Origin of the sequence: Maribacter sp. MJ134, from assembly GCF_003970695.1 — a bacterium.
In the GTDB taxonomy this organism is placed as follows: domain Bacteria; phylum Bacteroidota; class Bacteroidia; order Flavobacteriales; family Flavobacteriaceae; genus Maribacter.
Map to the genome: position 1 here is coordinate 2,006,408 of NZ_CP034570.1, position 18,290 is coordinate 2,024,697.

General features: G+C 39.8%; 16 protein-coding genes and 1 other RNA gene. 9 read left to right on the forward strand and 8 right to left on the reverse strand.

The genetic code is table 11. The annotated features are described in order from the left end of the window. The first annotated feature begins 207 nt into the window (after window positions 1-207). Window positions 208-957: a polyphosphate--glucose phosphotransferase gene (ppgK, locus tag EJ994_RS08800; protein WP_126592114.1), complete on the forward strand. Its 750-nt coding sequence runs from the start codon at window positions 208-210 to the stop codon at window positions 955-957. 78 nt (window positions 958-1,035) lie between these two features. Here ppgK and EJ994_RS08805 read toward each other — a convergent pair whose 3' ends face one another. The 4 genes from EJ994_RS08805 to EJ994_RS08820 form a co-directional block, all read right to left on the reverse strand. Then, window positions 1,036-1,944, reverse strand: coding sequence for a hypothetical protein (locus tag EJ994_RS08805; RefSeq protein ID WP_126592115.1), 909 nt, complete (start codon window positions 1,942-1,944; stop codon window positions 1,036-1,038). An 82-nt stretch (window positions 1,945-2,026) separates the two neighbouring features. Continuing rightward, entirely contained in the window at window positions 2,027-3,826 is a 1,800-nt protein-coding gene (gene typA / locus EJ994_RS08810; protein ID WP_099572765.1) for a translational GTPase TypA, read from the reverse strand. A gap of 102 nt (window positions 3,827-3,928) precedes the next feature. Next, the gene (locus tag EJ994_RS08815; RefSeq protein ID WP_126592116.1) at window positions 3,929-4,492 is read right to left on the reverse strand and encodes a hypothetical protein; all 564 of its coding nucleotides are present in this window, start codon (window positions 4,490-4,492) and stop codon (window positions 3,929-3,931) included. Between the two features lie 57 nt (window positions 4,493-4,549). After that, entirely contained in the window at window positions 4,550-6,946 is a 2,397-nt protein-coding gene (locus tag EJ994_RS08820) for a TonB-dependent receptor domain-containing protein (RefSeq protein ID WP_164721441.1), read from the reverse strand. A 195-nt stretch (window positions 6,947-7,141) separates the two neighbouring features. Here EJ994_RS08820 and EJ994_RS08825 point away from each other — a divergent pair, with 195 nt between their 5' ends. Genes EJ994_RS08825 through EJ994_RS08835 form a run of 3 tightly spaced genes read left to right on the forward strand, consistent with a single transcriptional unit; the run spans window position 7,142 to window position 9,542 of the window. Beyond that, window positions 7,142-7,735, forward strand: a complete 594-nt coding sequence (locus tag EJ994_RS08825) for a hypothetical protein (protein ID WP_126592118.1) — start codon at window positions 7,142-7,144, stop codon at window positions 7,733-7,735. A 17-nt stretch (window positions 7,736-7,752) separates the two neighbouring features. Next, complete coding sequence (locus EJ994_RS08830; RefSeq protein WP_126592119.1) at window positions 7,753-8,823, forward strand: sensor histidine kinase; 1,071 nt, start codon at window positions 7,753-7,755, stop codon at window positions 8,821-8,823. Then, complete coding sequence (locus tag EJ994_RS08835) at window positions 8,820-9,542, forward strand: LytR/AlgR family response regulator transcription factor (RefSeq protein ID WP_099572760.1); 723 nt, start codon at window positions 8,820-8,822, stop codon at window positions 9,540-9,542. The genes EJ994_RS08830 and EJ994_RS08835 overlap by 4 nt, the downstream gene beginning before the upstream one ends. Here the strand turns inward: EJ994_RS08835 and EJ994_RS08840 are convergent. Further along, window positions 9,539-10,123: a hypothetical protein gene (locus EJ994_RS08840; RefSeq protein WP_126592120.1), complete on the reverse strand. Its 585-nt coding sequence runs from the start codon at window positions 10,121-10,123 to the stop codon at window positions 9,539-9,541. The two genes, EJ994_RS08835 and EJ994_RS08840, sit on opposite strands and share 4 nt — an antisense overlap. A 296-nt stretch (window positions 10,124-10,419) precedes the next feature. Continuing rightward, window positions 10,420-10,986, reverse strand: coding sequence for a hypothetical protein (locus EJ994_RS08845; RefSeq protein WP_126592121.1), 567 nt, complete (start codon window positions 10,984-10,986; stop codon window positions 10,420-10,422). 88 nt (window positions 10,987-11,074) lie between these two features. Here EJ994_RS08845 and kdsA point away from each other — a divergent pair, with 88 nt between their 5' ends. Then, window positions 11,075-11,893 (forward strand): 3-deoxy-8-phosphooctulonate synthase, encoded by an 819-nt coding sequence (gene kdsA / locus EJ994_RS08850; protein WP_126592122.1) that lies wholly within the window; start codon window positions 11,075-11,077, stop codon window positions 11,891-11,893. 10 nt (window positions 11,894-11,903) lie between these two features. On the opposite strand, the gene EJ994_RS08855 is transcribed toward kdsA, so the two are convergent. Together EJ994_RS08855 and EJ994_RS08860 are read right to left on the reverse strand one after the other, a co-directional pair. Beyond that, complete coding sequence (locus EJ994_RS08855; RefSeq protein ID WP_126592123.1) at window positions 11,904-12,275, reverse strand: DUF1801 domain-containing protein; 372 nt, start codon at window positions 12,273-12,275, stop codon at window positions 11,904-11,906. Between the two features lie 573 nt (window positions 12,276-12,848). Then, a complete protein-coding gene (locus EJ994_RS08860; protein WP_126592124.1) occupies window positions 12,849-14,054 on the reverse strand; it encodes an NAD(P)-dependent oxidoreductase in 1,206 nt (401 codons plus the stop codon). Between the two features lie 356 nt (window positions 14,055-14,410). Between EJ994_RS08860 and ssrA the strand changes: the two genes are divergently transcribed. The 4 genes from ssrA (at window position 14,411) to EJ994_RS08880 (ending at window position 18,259) form a co-directional block, all read left to right on the forward strand. Continuing rightward, window positions 14,411-14,808, forward strand: a transfer-messenger RNA (tmRNA) gene (gene ssrA / locus EJ994_RS08865). 322 nt (window positions 14,809-15,130) lie between these two features. Next, on the forward strand, window positions 15,131-15,331 hold the full coding sequence (locus EJ994_RS08870) for a hypothetical protein (RefSeq protein ID WP_126592125.1): 201 nt from the start codon (window positions 15,131-15,133) through the stop codon (window positions 15,329-15,331). A 241-nt stretch (window positions 15,332-15,572) separates the two neighbouring features. After that, window positions 15,573-15,794: a hypothetical protein gene (locus EJ994_RS08875; RefSeq protein ID WP_126592126.1), complete on the forward strand. Its 222-nt coding sequence runs from the start codon at window positions 15,573-15,575 to the stop codon at window positions 15,792-15,794. A 167-nt stretch (window positions 15,795-15,961) separates the two neighbouring features. Continuing rightward, window positions 15,962-18,259 (forward strand): FdhF/YdeP family oxidoreductase, encoded by a 2,298-nt coding sequence (locus tag EJ994_RS08880; RefSeq protein WP_126592127.1) that lies wholly within the window; start codon window positions 15,962-15,964, stop codon window positions 18,257-18,259. Window positions 18,260-18,290 lie beyond the last annotated feature (31 nt).

Here is an 18,290-nt window from a genome sequence, read left to right on the forward strand (position 1 = left end):
TTACCTTTATAACCGAAACCGAAACGGACGAACTGAATGAAGATATCAATACGAACACCATAGTTGCATTAAAACTAATGGACTGATTAAAAAAGGGGGCTTAGGCCTCCTTTTTGTTTTTACACCCTTATAAAGCGCCGGACCACCATCAAATTCCTTGGAGCCAATTCTTTTTTGTTACTTTGCGCAAAAGTTTAAAAGAAAATAATGGCAGTTCTTGGAATTGATATAGGTGGCTCGGGAATTAAAGGAGCTTTGGTAAATTTGGAAACCGGTGAAATGCTGACCGAACGCCATCGGATTAAAACACCCGCTGGAAGAACTCCAGAGGATATGGCGGATGTGGTAAACCAAATTATACAACATTTTGACTATAAGGGAAAAGTAGGGTGCGGTTTTCCAACGGTGATTAAAAAAGGTGTTTGTAAGTCTCCTGGCAATCTGGATAAAAGTTGGCTTAACCTTAATGTAGAAGAGCTTTTAGAAAAGAAGACGGGCCTTGACTTTACGGTCATCAACGACGCCGATGCCGCAGGATATGCCACCATGACCTATGGTATTGGAAAAGGAGAAAAGGGTCTTGTGGTGATGATTACCATTGGAACCGGATTGGGTAGCGGTGCTTTTCTGGACGGTAGGTTAATCCCGAATTTTGAGCTAGGCCAAATACCCTATAAAAAATATAAAAAAATAGAATTATGGGCCGCCGCTTCGGCAAAGGAAAGAGAAGAACTCAGCTATAAGGAGTGGGGAAAACGATTTAATAAATTCCTAGAGTACGTGGATTTGATCATAGCACCAGACTTGATTATTTTAGGCGGTGGCACCTCTAAGAATTTTGATGAGTTTAAAGAATATATCACCATAGAAACTCCGGTAATACCAGCGGAACTTAGGAACCAAGCAGGGATTATCGGTGCCGCTGCGGCAACGTTACACAAGGCTCCTAAAGTTTAGGTTTCAGAAAATATACAATATGAATATAAAAAAGCCCAAGCAGTTGCTTGGCTTTTTCGTTACAATAAGTTCCTTAACTTACTCTACAATCTTTGCTCCTTCAGGAACATCAAAGAAGTCTTTGGATACTTGTTTTTCAAAGTGTATGTCAGAAACATCGATTTTGGTAATATATTCCCCTGGTGTTTCCTGATCCGTAAGCCAATGGGTTTTATATCCTGTAGGGAATAGAATTCCTTCAACCGTAGTAGCACCGATTACCTCCATGAACTTTTCGGGTAGATGTCCACCATCCTTAAAATAAGCAGGATACGAAACAATATAACGTATGGCCGTTAGTTGGTGGGTATCCTCTTTAAAATAAAGAATATAATAATCATCCGGAGCATCTCCCGTACCTGCATCAAATGTAACTTTGACCACATCTTGAGGCGATTCTTTATACGTCTTCTGCGGAAGCAATTCTAAATTCACCCCTTCACCATCTAAAATAAAAGGCTGCCCTAAAAAGTAGATAGGTGTCAAGGCCCAAAATTTAGTATCGTACTTGAACGCCAAACTATCCGCCGCTTTAATCCAAGCGGTAGTTCCAGACCAACCATAATGCGCTGTGCTTTCCGTTGCACTAGTATGTCTTGCCTTATTGCTCCAAGTATCAACGGTCTGGTAGCTATCCCGTTGCGCCTTGGTCGTATCCAAGGGCTGGTAATTAAACCTGAACGACAATGGTCCGTTACCGTACCAGGTATCCAAACCACCATGCGCTTCCATGGCATTCCAGACCACCTTACCCGCGTCTGTTCGATTCAACTTTTCTTTGGCCTTCGCAACCCGATTAGTAATCCAGGCAGTAGGAACGGTAGCATTTGCGCTCATGGCTTCATTGGCTATACTGTCTTTGTCCTCTGCGTTCTTAGGCGTCTCCTTGCATCCTAAAAAAACGCTTAAAATAATAAGTGTAAGTAGTTTTAAATGGGTGTTCTTCATGTTGATTGTTTTAAAGATTCTTTGTCGTAAAATAGGTGACAACATTTCATAAAAAAAGCCCTGAAAAGTTCAGGGCTTTGAATTAGGCTATTTTGTTTCGCTTCCGATCTACTTCGGTCAGGAATATTTTTCGGAGTCTCAAGTGCTTTGGGGTAACCTCCACATACTCATCTTTCTGAATATACTCCAAAGCCTCTTCCAACGAAAATTTAATCGCGGGAACAATTTTTGCTTTATCGTCCGCTCCTGAAGAACGTACGTTAGATAACTTCTTGGTTTTTGTAATATTGATGGTCATATCGTCTCCACGAGAATTCTCGCCAATGACCTGACCTTCATAAATATCTTCACCTGGATCTACAAAAAACTTACCTCTGTCCTGTAATTTATCAATTGAATACGGAATGGCCTTCCCTTTCTCCATCGACACTAAAGAACCATTCTGACGTTGCGGAATATCGCCTTTCATAGGTTGATATTCTAAAAAACGGTGCGCCATAATTGCTTCCCCTGCCGTAGCGGTAAGCAATTGGTTACGTAAACCGATGATACCTCTAGAAGGTATCTGAAACTCGCACAACATACGGTCTCCTTTAGCCTCCATACTGGTCATCTCCCCTTTACGGATAGATACCATTTCCACGGCCTTACCAGAAACTTCCTCTGGCAAATCGATTGTTAAGTGTTCTATCGGTTCGCATTTTTGACCATCAATCTCCTTGATGATTACCTGCGGCTGACCTATTTGTAGTTCATAGCCCTCTCTTCTCATGGTTTCAATCAAAACCGAAAGGTGTAATACACCACGACCAAAAACTAAAAACTTGTCCGCACTATCGGTTTCATTAACGCGCAAAGCAAGGTTCTTTTCCAATTCCCGCTCCAGGCGCTCCTTGATATGACGTGAAGTTACAAACTTACCATCCTGACCAAAAAATGGACTATCGTTAATGGTAAAGAGCATACTCATCGTAGGCTCATCTATAGCAATCGTCTTTAAACCTTCTGGATTTTCAAGGTCGGCAACCGTATCGCCAATCTCAAAACCTTCCACCCCTACTAGGGCACAAATATCACCTGTCTCTACTTCTTGTACTTTTTTACGTCCTAGCCCCTCAAAAACAAAAAGTTCCTTGATTTTAGATTTTACGATGCTACCATCTCTTTTTACCAAAGAAATTTGTTGTCCTTCTTTTAAGTTTCCACGGGTTAATCTCCCAATAGCGATTCTTCCTGTGAACGAAGAAAAGTCCAGCGAAGTAATCAACATCTGCGTATTTCCTTCGGTAGGCTTAAAAGTAGGTATATGCTCAATGACCATATCCAAAAGTGGCTCAATGCTGTCCGTTTCATCCTTCCAATCCTCGCTCATCCAATTGTTCTTTGCAGAACCATAAACAGTAGGGAAGTCTAACTGCCACTCTTCGGCACCTAGTTCGAACATAAGGTCGAATACTTTTTCATGCACTTCTTCCGGCGTACAGTTTTCTTTATCCACTTTATTAATGACCACACATGGTTTTAGCCCTAAATCGATTGCCTTTTGCAACACAAAACGCGTCTGCGGCATAGGGCCCTCAAAGGCATCCACCAACAACAATACACCATCTGCCATGTTTAGCACACGTTCTACCTCCCCGCCAAAATCGGCGTGACCAGGGGTATCTATAATATTTATTTTGGTATCCTTATAAACAACGGACACGTTCTTGGAGGTAATGGTAATTCCACGTTCCCGTTCCAAGTCATTATTATCCAAAATAAGGTCTCCCGTATTCTCGTTCTCTCGGAAAAGGCTACAGTGATACATTATCTTATCGACCAAGGTAGTTTTACCGTGGTCTACGTGTGCAATGATTGCAATATTTTTAGTTGCGGACATAAGGTCTATTTTAAGCGTGCAAAGATACTTCTATTTTTTGCATGTACGCACAATCTTATGTTATTTTTATCTTACTGATTTTGAGAAGGTTTGGTTTTCAATTTACTTGTTTTTGTTCTTTCCTATAACCCAACCGATGCTAAAGCTTATGGTAGGACCAAAACCGGTATCGACCGCTTGAAAATTTTCGTCACTCGAAAAGTAAAGTCCAAGGCCAAATTCCATAGTGTAATTAAATCCTTTGGGATATGTTCTTTGAATACCATAAACGGGGCCCATAAAACCGGCGGTTCCAGAACCAGATTCTACATTACCTATAACAACATCGGATGTAAATAATGTAGCAGATGCCGCTAAATAATTGCCCGTGTTGCCGTCTATTCGTTTACCCTTATCAAGTCTTCTTCCCATATTATAGAAATACCGGTATTGCGCATTAATTGCAGGTAGAAAAGCATAGTTGAACTCACTGCCTCCACCAGATGCCCCAAATTGAAAACCCAACCCTAGATTAATGGTTTGATTAGTGCCTATGCCTGCTTCGTATTCTATACCGGGATTAATAATATTGATCTTAAATTGATTTTCTTCTACATTTTTTCCTGACTGCGCATTAATGTCAAATGAGAATGAAACTAATAAAACAATGCATAAAAAATTTTTCATAAAGCTTGTCCGATTTTTTGGTTAAGCTTTTTAGCATCAAATAGTAAGCCAAGTTTACTATTCAATTCTATCTTGTTCATCCTGTAGTCCTGTTTTCCTTTTCCTAGCTTTTTTAATCTCGTCCCGACCAAAATCATATGTAATACCAAAAGCAACTTGTCTACTATCACTTCCGCCGCTACCATTGATAAACAAGTCCCCAAATTGGGTAGTTCCCTGCCATGGAATGGTATAAAGGATATCGTTAAAAGCCAGCCTAGCGGTTAACTTATCTTGAAAATATTTCTTTTGGAATGCCAAATTCAAGGACCCGAGTGACTTTGTTTGATATGTGCCACCCCATACCGTAGGCGAACTATACCACCCTGAAAGTTCTATTCGCATTTCTTTTGGTAGTGAAAACGTATTTTGTGCATATAGACTTAAAGTTTCCTGCCTTACGGGTAAAAATTCTGGACTATTGGCCTTATAATTACTAGTATAAGCGTTGAGACTTAAATAAACATCCCACCATTCCTTGATTTTTTTAGGATAGGATATCCCAAAATTTATGACTTCATTATCCGCCACGTTTCTTGTTGTTATAAAATTTCTACTACGCCCATCCGCAACGGTCACCTGAGCAAAAAAATCTGATACATAACTATAGCTTATAGACGTCGTAAGTCTGTAGTTAAAAGTGTGTGACAGTTTTAAATTATCTGCATACTGTGGTTGTAAAAAAGGATTACCCTTTCGAAAAGAGAGCTCATCAATTACATATTCAAAAGGATTCAGAGACTGATAGTTAGGCCGTTGTATTCTTCTACTATAGGTAACGGCGAATTGATTTTTTGGATTCATCTGATAGGTTAACCCTCCAGAAGGAAATAAGTTGGTATAGTTCCGCTCCACTCTTGCATCTTCGTTCTGCGTTGAACTTAGTAAATTACCTTCAGAATATGTGTTCTCAACCCTTAAGCCCATTTGTAAATTCCATTTCGTCCATTTGTAGTTATAATTAACGTAGACGGCATTTACATTTTCATTATACTTAAATTGATTGCTTTGGTCTACATTTAGAATACTCTGTCCGTCAATACGATTAAAAAAGTCAAATGTATTGTCTGTCTTAACGCTAGCTAGCTTAAAACCAGCAGCTAATTTCCCTTTAAAGAGATTTTGCTCATAATCCATCATAAGAGTGATTATCGAAATCTCAATTGGGGTATTTTGGCTGGTAATATTTTCACGTAGAACTTCAGTTTCACTACCATTAAAATATACATTAGGTTGTGTGGCGTCCCTATCGCTATTATATTTCCCGTAGTCAAAGTCTACATTGAAACTATGTCCGAGCGTGTCCGCATATTTATAATTGACATTGGCATTAATATTAGAAGAAGTGTTGGCACTTCTACTGTTGGCCACTAAAACGCTGTCATTAACTGTATTTCCAACGGGCCTAATAGGTGTTCTGGAATTGTTATCTACAAAACCATTATTAAAATTACCATTTACTAATAATCCAAAGGTACTTTTTGACGAAGCATAAAAATCATATCCCAGCTTTAGATTATTACTGTTACGGTCATAAATACTATTGGTGCGAGCATCGAACCTCGTTCCCGACTGGGTTCTAAGTAAATTAAGAAAATTGGTACTTTTTCCGAACCGGTTACTATAGGTACCATATAGATTGCCCTTCTTTTCCCGGATATTAAAATTGACACTGGAATTATAACGCGCAAAATCTCCAATGGTTACTCCTGCAGTAATTGTTCCATTGGTACCCAAGCTCTTATTTTTTTTGAGTTTAATATTTATAATACCTGCATTCCCCGCGGCATCATATTTTGAAGAAGGTTGTGTAATAATTTCAATAGCTGAGATATCGGTTGCCTGTAAACTTTCTAAGTAGTTCATTAAATCTTCACCTTGTAGAATAGACAGTTTACCATCTATAAAAATCTGGACTCCAACCTTTCCCTCAACGATTATTCCACCGGAATTATCCATAACGACACCTGGGGCTTTACGTAGCAGTTCAAAAGCACTGGTTCCAGTAGCATTAATGGTGTTCTCTACATTAAAAACGGTCTTATCTGCTAGGACCTGAACCATTGGTTTTTCTGCCAATACAGTTACTTCATCTAAATTCTCGGCCGCGATTACCAATAAAATCTCATTCAGGTTTATCGATTTCCCCGTATAATTTACCTCCTTTTTAAAATCAGCAAATCCGAGATTGGTTATTTGTAGCAGGTATTTACCCGCTAATACTTCGTTGAACTTGAAAAGTCCTTTTTCATTGGTTATAGTAGCCTTGACCAAACTAGAATCTACGGGATTGTTTAAGGTTACCGCGGCAAAAGGAACTACCTCCCTTTCTTGAGACAAAACCTTTCCTGATAGGGTTTGGGAATTAATAACGAAAGGCAAAAGGAACGCTATACCAGCAATTAAAATTCTCATGTTTACAAGATTTAAAAATTCGACGGGACGAAAATGCATTGTTCACTGCGTTCATGAAAACAGAAGTCGTTGGATGGCCTTATAACCTGCTCAATGGTCCCGGTCATTTGAACTCCCTATGGGTCGGTTCATCGGTTTTAAATTCCTCAAAAGAATCTAGAACTATACATTTGATTCAAATCAAAAACAAAAATTATGAAGCCCATATTAATAATTCTCGCTTTTCTCATTTCTTATTTTTCCAATGCTCAAGACTACTTTTCCATAGTGGTAAAAAATAATCAGACTACTTATAATTATCCTGAAAATGCAGAGATTACCATAATCAACGCGTTGGGTGATTCAACTTTGATAAAAAAAGATGAAGCCTTAACCTTAAAAGGCAACTATACCCTATCAATTGAGACTCCTTGGAATACCGAGGCAGAACTCATTACGAGTGATGGTGGAATACTTGAAATCTTCGCCCTCCCCGCAGAACGGAGAAATTATAAGTATAATGACCGTCCCTCTAAGATTACCCATTATAAAAGGGTTAAAAATGAAAATAAACCAAGTTTAGAACGGAAGGAAATTGTATTGTCCAGCCATAAATCTGAACGTTATAATCTACTAGCCGTGTTTAGCAATGGCTTGGTTTTTAAATATGATTATGGTAAAGTAAGAGCCTGGTTAGAGAACGAAGAAATTGAAGTTACAAATCACTATCTTGTTCAAACTCCGGATGGTACTTTAAAACTTAGTTTTAATCCTAGATACGGGGAATTCTGGTACGTTTTTGAAATTTAATATTTATAATTCTAAAGATGGATTCATTTAAACATAATGACAAAGCGGCACTTAAGAAAAAAGAGGTTTTTGCAGTTCTCCTATTCTACTTTCTTTTTGCATGGCTTTACAGAATCGTTTTATGGTATAATGGTAGGCGTTATGAAGATGGGGGATTTTGGGGGTGGTTAGACCTTAAAGGTTTTTGGTTGGCGTCTGGTCGTCAGTATGCTTTTTTACTTTTAGCTTCAATTCTGATTTGGTACTTAGGTTTCTATTTGCTCAGAAAAAAATCTCGTAATTGGCAAATGACCGCTGTGATTTTTTTAATACCCATTCTATCCTATTTAGTCCGGGAATTCAGATATATTATTATAGACTCCCTTGGTGAGAATAGGTTAAGGGGAACAAGTACGGTCTGGGATTGGTACATTCCTTTATTATTCCTGTTCATTCAATTCGGTTGCTTTTTCGTTTATAGGTATTTTTTGGAGAACGAACGCAAACTAAAATTGGAAGGGGAACTTCGCCAAGCAGCGCTCAAAAGTGAACTTGCGGCTATAAAAGCCCAATTAAACCCCCATTTCCTGTACAATGTCTTTAACACTATAAACGCATCTTTACCCCCAGAGAGCGAAAAAACGCGTAATATGATAGCGCAGTTATCTGACCTATTTCGGTATCAATTGAGGGCATCTAAAAAAGAATTGGTATCCTTGGGCGAAGAACTAGAATTTGTACAGAAATATCTAAACCTAGAAAAAGAACGCTTTCAAGACCGACTTTATATTGATATAAAAGTTTCTCAAGATTTAATGCAAGAGAAAATTCCTCCGATGCTGTTGCAGCCTTTGGTGGAAAATTCTATAAAGCATGGTCTGTCTAGTCTTATAGAAGGAGGCACTATTTCAATATATATATTTAAAGAAAACGGCAAATTAAAATTTGAAATATCCGATACGGGTATTGGGGTAAAAGACAAGAACGCGGTCTTCAATAAGGGCGTAGGTTTGACCAATACCGCACTTCGATTACAAAAAATGTATGAGAGTCAATTAGAGCTTGTAGATAATTCGCCCAATGGCTTAATTGTAAAATTTGCAATATGAAGAAGGTCTTAATAGCCGATGACGAAATAGCAGGGCGTAAACTGATTAAGGAATATTTAGAGGCCTTTCCAGAACTTGTGTTAATAAGTGAGGTTAATAACGGCGTAGATGCCGTTACAGAAATAAATCGTTTTAAACCAGATTTGGTCTTCTTGGATGTACAAATGCCCGGTAAAACAGGGTTTGAGGTATTATCTCATTTAGAAGAGATACCACAAATAATTTTTTCCACGGCTTATGACCAGTATGCATTACAGGCATTTGAAGTACATGCGGTAGATTATCTATTAAAACCCTATACCAAGGAACGTTTTAAAAAGGCAATTGAACGTTTGGAAACGAGCGATAAAAATGTTGGCGGTCTGGCTCAAAGCTTAATCATGGAAAAAGATGATTACCCAGAGCGGGTTTTAGTCCAATTAAATAAAAAATTAGTCACGATTGGCGTTTCAGATATTATTTGGGTTGAAGCTTATGGAGATTACTCTAAAATACATACTACCTCCTCTATTTTTTTGAGTAATTACGGTATTACTAATCTTCAGGAAAAACTAAATCCAAAATCCTTTATGCGCGTTCATAGATCCTCAATAATAAACCTGAACAAGGTCAAGGAATTACACAGGTATGGAAAAAGCTATGACGTTACTATGGAAAACACTGATGTTGTTAGAGTAAGCCGTGGATATATGGATGACTTAAAAAAAATTATGTTTTAATCGAATATGGGTTTAGTAGATTTACGCTTCGTAGCTACCCAACCAAACGTCACGTTAAGCAGCGGTCCGTAACCGTTTGAAACTCCGTCACCACGATAATACCCAAAACCGAGTTCTGCGTTTACGTTGAATCCTTTTCTATTGGTACGCTGTACGCCATAAACCCCACCATAAAAGGCGATGGCAAAATCGCTTGGGGCATTTAGATTATCTGCGAGTTGTAAGGGTCCCCAAAACACACTGCGGGCCGCTGAAATATAATCTGCAGAGTTTCCGGTAGTATTCTTATTTACGTCCAGGCGATTTTCAAAATTAAGATAGTACCGCAGTCGGGTGTGCCAGGCAAAACCGAAGGTATATCCCTCTGAATAATACGCTAAAGCAGGGTTGAAACTAGTGGAAACACTGACGTTTTTAAATAATCCCAGTTCGTAACGAATACCAGGACCAAAAATATTGAACGTAAACTGATGTCGTTCCAGATTGACGATACCAAAACCCTTCTCGTTCGTCTGCGCTTGGACTTTACCAGAATAGGCGAATAGAAAAAAGAGGCATAAAGGAAGTATTTTTTTGAACATAGGAGGTTGTTTGGTCACTAAAGCTAATGAGTTAACCAAAAGCTACCCTAAGTTTTAATGAAACTTTATGAAAACAAATTCAAAAATCAAATACAAATACAAATGTCAAACACAAGTGCAAGTTTCAAAATCAATTGCAACACTACTATTGTGACATCGAGCATCTAACATCTTGCATCAATTTGACCGCTTATTTCATGTTGCCAACTCGTAAAGACGTTTTAGGAATGACCAACCCTTAACATAAAACTCCTGCTACCCCGCTACCCTCTAAAAACTACCCGCTACCAACTAACTTATCGACCCACGCACCAACGTTTTTCACTGAAAATCCATCCGATTCCTACGTTCACCACAGGATAAATGGCGCCCTCAAAATTGCCAAGGTAATAAGCGGCCCCAGCGTCAAAAGAAAAATTAAATCCGGAGTTATAACTACGTTGAATACCCGTTACAACTCCGGCATATCCAAAAGCACCTTTAACCACTTCATCATTGATAGTACGGGTATCTGGAAAAAATGCAGCAACAGCTGGCGCAATATAGTTGGCAGAATTCCCATAAATCGTTCTTCTGTTTCGCTGGCGTGCTTCAAAATTATAATAGTAGCGGTATTGCGCAGCGACCGCCGGAAAAAAACCGAATTCTTTATACACATCCGGAAGCAGCGGGTCCAACGCTACTTGCAGACCGGCCTTAATGTCCAGGGTAGTATTAACGCCAAGTGCCATTTCGTACTCCAAACCCGGGTTTAAAAGATTTACCTTGAACTGGCGTAACTCACAATTTTTACCAAACTGTGCCATTGCCTGGGCAGCAGTTAAGAGCAGTAGTAAATTGAGCAGTATGCGTTGCGGTATCATTTGTAGATTTGGGTTTATCACAATAGTACCTTTATACAACAGAAAGCAGCTTAAAATAGTATCTTTGTTCTATTAAATTAAAGCCAAAATGAACCTGTCTCTAATACCCCAACTTAAACATACCGATTCAAAGAATTTTTTTCTTCTCTGCGGACCTTGTGCCATTGAAGGTGAGGATATGGCATTACGCATTGCGGAGCATGTGGTTACCATCACTTATAAACTACATATTCCGTATGTTTTTAAGGGTAGTTTTAAAAAAGCCAATCGCAGTAGGCTAGACTCGTTTACGGGTATCGGTGATGAAAAAGCACTTAAAATATTACGCAAGGTTTCCGAAACCTTTAATGTCCCGACCGTAACCGATATCCATACCGAACAAGATGCGGCCATGGCGGCGGAATATGTAGATGTACTGCAGATTCCTGCATTCTTGGCACGGCAGACGGACCTAGTGGTGGCCGCGGCGAAAACGGAAAAAACCGTAAATATCAAAAAAGGACAGTTTATGAGTCCGGAAAGTATGAAACATGCCGTGACCAAAGTAACGGAAACGGGCAACCAACAGGCTATTATTACAGATCGTGGTACCATGTTCGGGTATCAAGATATGGTGGTAGATTTTAGGGGCGTACCGACCATGAAGCAATATGCACCCGTAGTTTTAGACGTAACCCATTCCCTACAACAACCCAACCAATCCTCTGGAGTAACGGGCGGAAGACCGGCGCTTATAGGAACCATGGCAAGGGCAGGTATTGCCGCTGGTGTAGACGGACTTTTTATTGAAACCCATTTTGACCCTGCAAACGCAAAAAGTGATGGCGCTAATATGTTGGATTTAAGTTTGCTAGAGAAATTATTAACCGATTTAGTGGCCATAAGGGGGGTAATGAATACCCTTTAGAGAAGAATTTTTACTTTTTTTTATAAAAACCTTTCATTCTTAGGCTATAGGCTTCTTGCAGGACGGCAATTAAAAGTTCATTATCTATTTCCTCTAGCGAACGGTATCTTAAAGAACGAACTACTTTGCGGTTATCGGAGACTAATTGGTCTAGGTACTTGGTAAAATGTGCCGAATTCCAAAAACCTACATCTACATAACCTTTTTTTACCACCGCATTGAGAAAGCAAATGGGCGAACCCTCGCAATAGAAACAAGGAATGTTCCATTTAAACTTTAACTGAACATCAGGAATCATGCGCTCGATAGTAGATTGTAGGTATAGCAATATACTTTGGTAAGGTTCTGTTTGATTTAAAATGTAAGCTTCGGCAGGATTCATTTGTGAAATTTATCTAACTACAATTTACAAGTTTTTGCATAAATGGAGTTATAAAAATGCATCAGTCAAATCGAGTGAATTTTCTGGGCGGTCACTGAGCGGAGTCCAAGTGAACGAAGAAAATTAGTTCCCGACGCTTCGGGAGAGAAGCTAACCGTGTACCAAAGCGTTCTCGATACTATTTGCTTGTCAGCAGATCACTCGAACTGACAAAAAGAAAAACGAGACGTCACTTCGAGTGAATTTTCTGGGTGGTCACTGAGCAGAGTCGAAGTGAACGAAGAAAATTAGTTCCCGACGCTTCGGGAGAGAAGCTAACCGTGTACCAAAGCGTTCTCGATACAAAGTCTCTTTCAGGACTTCACTCGAACTGACGGTTCATGCCTAAATCAAAAACACTTTGTCACTTCGAGTGAATTTTCTGGGCGGTCACTGAGCGGAGTCGAAGTGAACGAAAAAAATTAATATCGAAAAGCAAACGTGTTTCTTAAAGTTCTTTATACAAAGTCTCTTTCAGGACTTCACTCGAACTGACAGTACGTACCTAAATCAAAAACACTCATAGAAACTTACTTACTCCTTCCCATCTACATAATCCTGCAAATAGCTGTAACGCTCCGTTAATTTGCCATTTTGGGTCATACGAGCCCTGTGTAATACCCCGTTTTTGTCCCCATTAAAGAAGGCGGGTATAACGTTCTTAAGAAATGCCTCTCCAAAACCTATGCTAGCATCTCTGGGTAATTCACAAGGAAGATTATCGACGGCCATAACAGCGATGGCATCGGGATCGGTAAAATTGGTCTCGGACTCGGATTGTGGGTCGTAACCGTAAATGGGGTCGGCAATGGTAGAGGGTCTTATTGTAGAGGCTACGGGACCATCGATATCACAGCTCACATCTGCGACAACTTTGATTTTAAAATCGGGGTGTTTGGCATCTTCCCGAGTAAATAAATAGGGTGCTCCTTCTCCATAAAAATGACCGGCAACGTAGAAATCCGTTACCGCTGCAAAACGAAAAAAGTTGGATTTATACTCTTGAGGATTTGCAAAAAAGTCGGCCTTATTGCCACGCACGCCATCCTTACGCTTATTATATTCCGACGCATCTATTTGGCAATACACGGGCTCCCGAAAGTCCTCCTCTAAATATTCGGAAACGTTAACACGTCGCATACCCATACCGTCTAGCATTTCCCTAGCACCATTACCTACTCTTCCCCTACCCGTTAAAAGCACTTTAATATTGGGGAGTGTTATTTTTTTCAATGCTGAAATCAATTCTTGCTGATCCGTCAAAGTCTCCGCCTTAGGTAGTTTAAAAAAATTATATTTAAGACCGTAAGCCCTAAAGCCGTTATAGGCACCTACGATACCCGCGTACCTTCCAAAAGCCACTAGGCGTTGTTCTTTTTCGTTGGTGATGACCTCATGGTCATATAGTTCTATATTTTTCTGTAAAATAGCCTGAAGCAAGTCCCGGTTATAGGGTTGCTTCTTTATGGTATGTGAAAAGAAAAAATACTGTTTGTTGGGAATCAAATTTTTGATAGGGACTTCTTTTACCCCAATTAGAACGTCACAGGTTTCCATTTCTGGAGCTACGGTAATTCCCGCTTTTTCATAATCGCTATCCTTGAAGGTACGAATAGGTGAAGGCTCCACGATAATACTAGCATCTTTATAGGTGGACAGGACTTTTTGACAGGCCTCTGGCGATAGTACTACCCTGCGATCCGGGGGATTCTTACGTTCTCTTATGATTCCGAACTTCATGTATGCTCTTTTGGTATGAATTTTGACCTAAATGTAGCAAATAGCAGGCACTTCGGCTAGGTTGAGCGTAAAGTTCGCAAGTTTTTGTTAGCTTTGCTGCCCGCGTTAAGGATAGCGGCAAATACCATGTATAGCCAAAAGCCCGACCCTTTTTTAAAAAAAAGGGTAACGCCAAAGTAGACGTTAGACAACAATACTACTTATGTATCTGATATAGCTTCGGGTACGATATGTTCTTTGAAAAAAATCATTGGGAAGAATTGAATTTCTGAACGCCTATCCGGTCGATGAGACCCTTCGGCTACGCTCAGGGTTCAATTCGATTACGGTAAGTATAGTTTACCTATCTCATTGAAGGGGCCGACTGGTTTTGACAGCGAGACCAATGGCATTGTAAGCATGTCGAGCGCTGGGATACAGCTCGTTAATCTCATATTTCACACTTTTAATTGGCGAAAACAATTACGCTCTTGCCGCATAATCTGAATTATAGTAGGATTTGCCTCGTCCCTACAAGGTAGGGAAGCGAGATGTTCCTGGGTAGCCCTTGTTGATGGCGACCCATTTAGGAGCACCAGAAAAGTCAACATAAGGTTGTTGTTCGCTTTGGCAATAACACTAAAACTTAAGAAGTTAAGCGTTTGTTAGGCCGTTTCCGGTCAGGCCTGCGTCGAAAATTAATCGGAAACTAAACATGTAGAAAGCACTGGCGTTGCTTGTTTGGACGAGGGTTCGAATCCCTCCGGCTCCACTATCACTCACAACTGTGAATTGGCTTAAAACATAAAATCCCATCAAGCGTGCTTGTTTGGGATTTTTATTTTTAGTCATCAAGGCTACATTTAGCCTTAACAGTTGTATTTGCAGGACGGAAGCCACAGGGAACAACGTAGCTAATTCCTCCGACTCGACGTTAAAGTTTACTCTGACCAAAACACCTAGGCCCAATACTCGAATATGCAACAATAGTCAAAAAAATACCTACAACTGGGTATTACAAAGAAGTATGTGCTGAACTATTTTCGAACCTAAACAGTATTGCTTACGTATGTAAGCAAAAAATAAAGATTACTAGGATGATATTAGCGCAACGGGTGACCCAAAAAGAACATCAGACGGAGTTAGATTTTTTACGTGACTTAGGAGAAAAGAAGGTTAAATCTTTGAAAATAGCCTACGAACTTACCGAAAGAGAACTTGCACTTATCCTAAAGCTTCATAGAAGATCCAAGATTCTTGACAAGGACTGGATAAACAAATTCATAGCCGATAACTGAATAAACAAAGCCCTTCATTGACATTGCGTTTTAAAATCGGGGGAAACTAAAAGTGCAATCAAAATGGAGGGTAAAATACTTAATGTAAAAGTTACAATAGCCAATCCGTAAAGTTATCAACAACACTTGATGATAACTTTTTCGTGCATTTCATCGAAAAAAGCATGCATTTTATCGCAAAAACAAATTTCGTCTATACTTTAGAGTTCTAGAAAAAGAACCCTATAATCCCGCTGGTCTAATGCGAGTTTCCCTTTCAAGATTCCCAATCATTGTTGTATTAGTAATTTTATTCTCCTCCCTAAGTATTTCTTGTAGCAAAAATTATGACTTGGTCTCCGACTATGTTGTCCTAGGAGAATCTAAAGTGTCACTTGACAGTACTTTACAGGCGAAGGATGCCGTTGCACTTAAGGAGACTGAATCTGAAACAAATAACACAACTACTCTTACCACACCTTAATCGGAACGAAACTAAGATTCGATTCTAAAGAGTTAACCGAAGACTTATATAGTTCAAGTCTTGCACTGTAGGTGTTCTTTATCGTGAACCTGTAATTATTTAAAACAATTTTTAATCCAAGTCTTTTGTAATATCTTAGGGTAAATTACTCCCTTAAGTACTTTTTGATGCCGAAAACAATCCACCGAGATGTTTCCTTGACCGGAAAAATAGACTTTACAGGAATTCAACTAAAAGCGCCCATGGACTATGCTGCAGGTGCCCTTGGCGTAAAGGTAGCCTTGCAACATACCTTTAAGGAAATGGGAGCTTTAGAAGCCCTTTCAACATTGGCACGGATGAACCAAAAAGAAGGATTCGACTGTGCAGGTTGTGCGTGGCCAGACCCGGAGAAGCCTTCCAAAATAGCGGAGTATTGCGAAAATGGCGCTAAGGCCTTAGCCGAAGAGGCAACTTACGAAAAGGTTGATGAGGCTTTCTTCAAAAAATACAGTGTCAATGAAATTTCACAGTGGTCCGATTTTAAAATTGGTAAAAGTGGGCGTCTTACAACACCAATGGTCCTTAAAGAAGATAGCCTACATTACGAGCCCATAACCTGGGAGGACGCTTATGTGCTTATAGCCGAGGAACTGAAAAACCTAACGTCGCCCAACGAGGCCATTTTTTATACTTCAGGACGGTCCAGTAACGAAGCGGCCTTCCTATATGGACTGTTTTCCAGGGCGTTTGGCACCAACAATATGCCGGACTGTTCCAACATGTGCCATGAAAGTAGCGGCGTGGCCCTATCTGAAACCTTAGGTATCGGTAAAGGCTCTGTAACCTTAGAAGATTTTGACCAAGCAGAGGTAGTTATCGTTATGGGACAGAATCCGGGAACAAATCACCCTAGGATGTTATCCGCACTCGAAAAATGTAAGCATAATGACGGAAAAATCATTAGTATCAATCCCCTTGCGGAAGCTGGTCTTATCCGTTTTAAAAATCCTCAAAAGTTAACAGGTCTAGTTAAAGGCATATCCGTTACGGACATTCATCTTCAAGTGAAGATAAATCAAGATGTTGCCTTACTGAAGCTCATCATGAAAAAACTGGCAGCTCTTGATGCTAAAAACAAAACCGTGTTCGACCATGAATTTATTGAAGCTTATACCCATGGATATGCATCCTTTTTAGAGGGTTTAAGTTCTTACTCTACCGATGAACTTCTTGAAATATGTGGAGTTCCGGAAGAGAAAGTCGACAAGGTCGTCTCCCTATTAGCTAAAAAAAATAAGATAATTATCTGCTGGGCCATGGGACTCACCCAACATAAAAATGGCGTGGACAACATAAAAGAGTGCGTAAACCTGTTACTACTTAAAGGTAGTTTAGGGAAACCTGGTTCCGGTACTTGCCCCGTGCGTGGACATAGCAATGTACAAGGAGACCGTACCGTAGGAATTATGCACTACGTTTCTCCAGAGCTGAACACCTCCATCAAAAACGTATTTGGTTTTACTCCGCCTGATGATGAGGGTCTAGATACCGTTAATGCCGTTGAAGCAATGCATAATGGAAAAGCAAAGGTATTTATGGCCTTGGGCGGCAACTTCGTTTCCGCCGTTTCGGATACCAAATACACCGCTGAGGCGCTTCAAAACTGTTCATTAACCGTACAGATAAGTACCAAACTAAACCGCAGTCATCTCATTACCGGAAGAAAGGCTTTGATTCTACCCACGCTAGGACGTTCCGAAAAGGATAGTAAAAATGGTAGCCCTCGTTTTTTAACCGTTGAAAATAGCATGGGTAAGGTGCACCGTACCAAGGGTATGTTGACCCCAAAATCGAACAACCTTAAAAGCGAACCCGAAATAATTAGTGAAATTGCTCACGCCGTACTAGGCAAAAATCACAGCGTTCCATGGCGGGATTTTGGAACCGATTATGATTTCATCAGGGATAAAATCTCACAGACCATCAAAGGCTTTAACAATGTCACCGAAAAATCCGAAGGCAGTGGTTTTTACTTGCCGAACAATGTAAAGGAGCTTGATTTTAGCAAACTACCCCATGGCAAAGCGCAATTTAGCACCTGTGCAATTGCTGATCACAAAATAGAACCGGATGAATTTCTACTGATGACCTTTAGGTCCCATGACCAATTCAACACCACAATTTATGGTCTAAACGACCGGTATCGCGGTATATACAATGAACGCAGAGTACTTTTTATGAACGAAACCGATATGGTAAACCATGGTTTTAAAAAACTAGATGTTGTTGATTTGATTAGTAATTATGATCATATTGAAAGAAGGGCAGCACAATTTTTATTGATTCCCTACAATATACCCAAAGGAAATTTGGCGGCATATTTTCCAGAAACGAATATGGTCATTCCCCATAATCACTTTGCGCGTAGTAGCAATACTCCAATAAGTAAGTCCGTTGTAGTCCGTTTGGAAAAGAAGGCTTAGAAGTAGTAAAGGGCCTCGGGGTAAACCACCG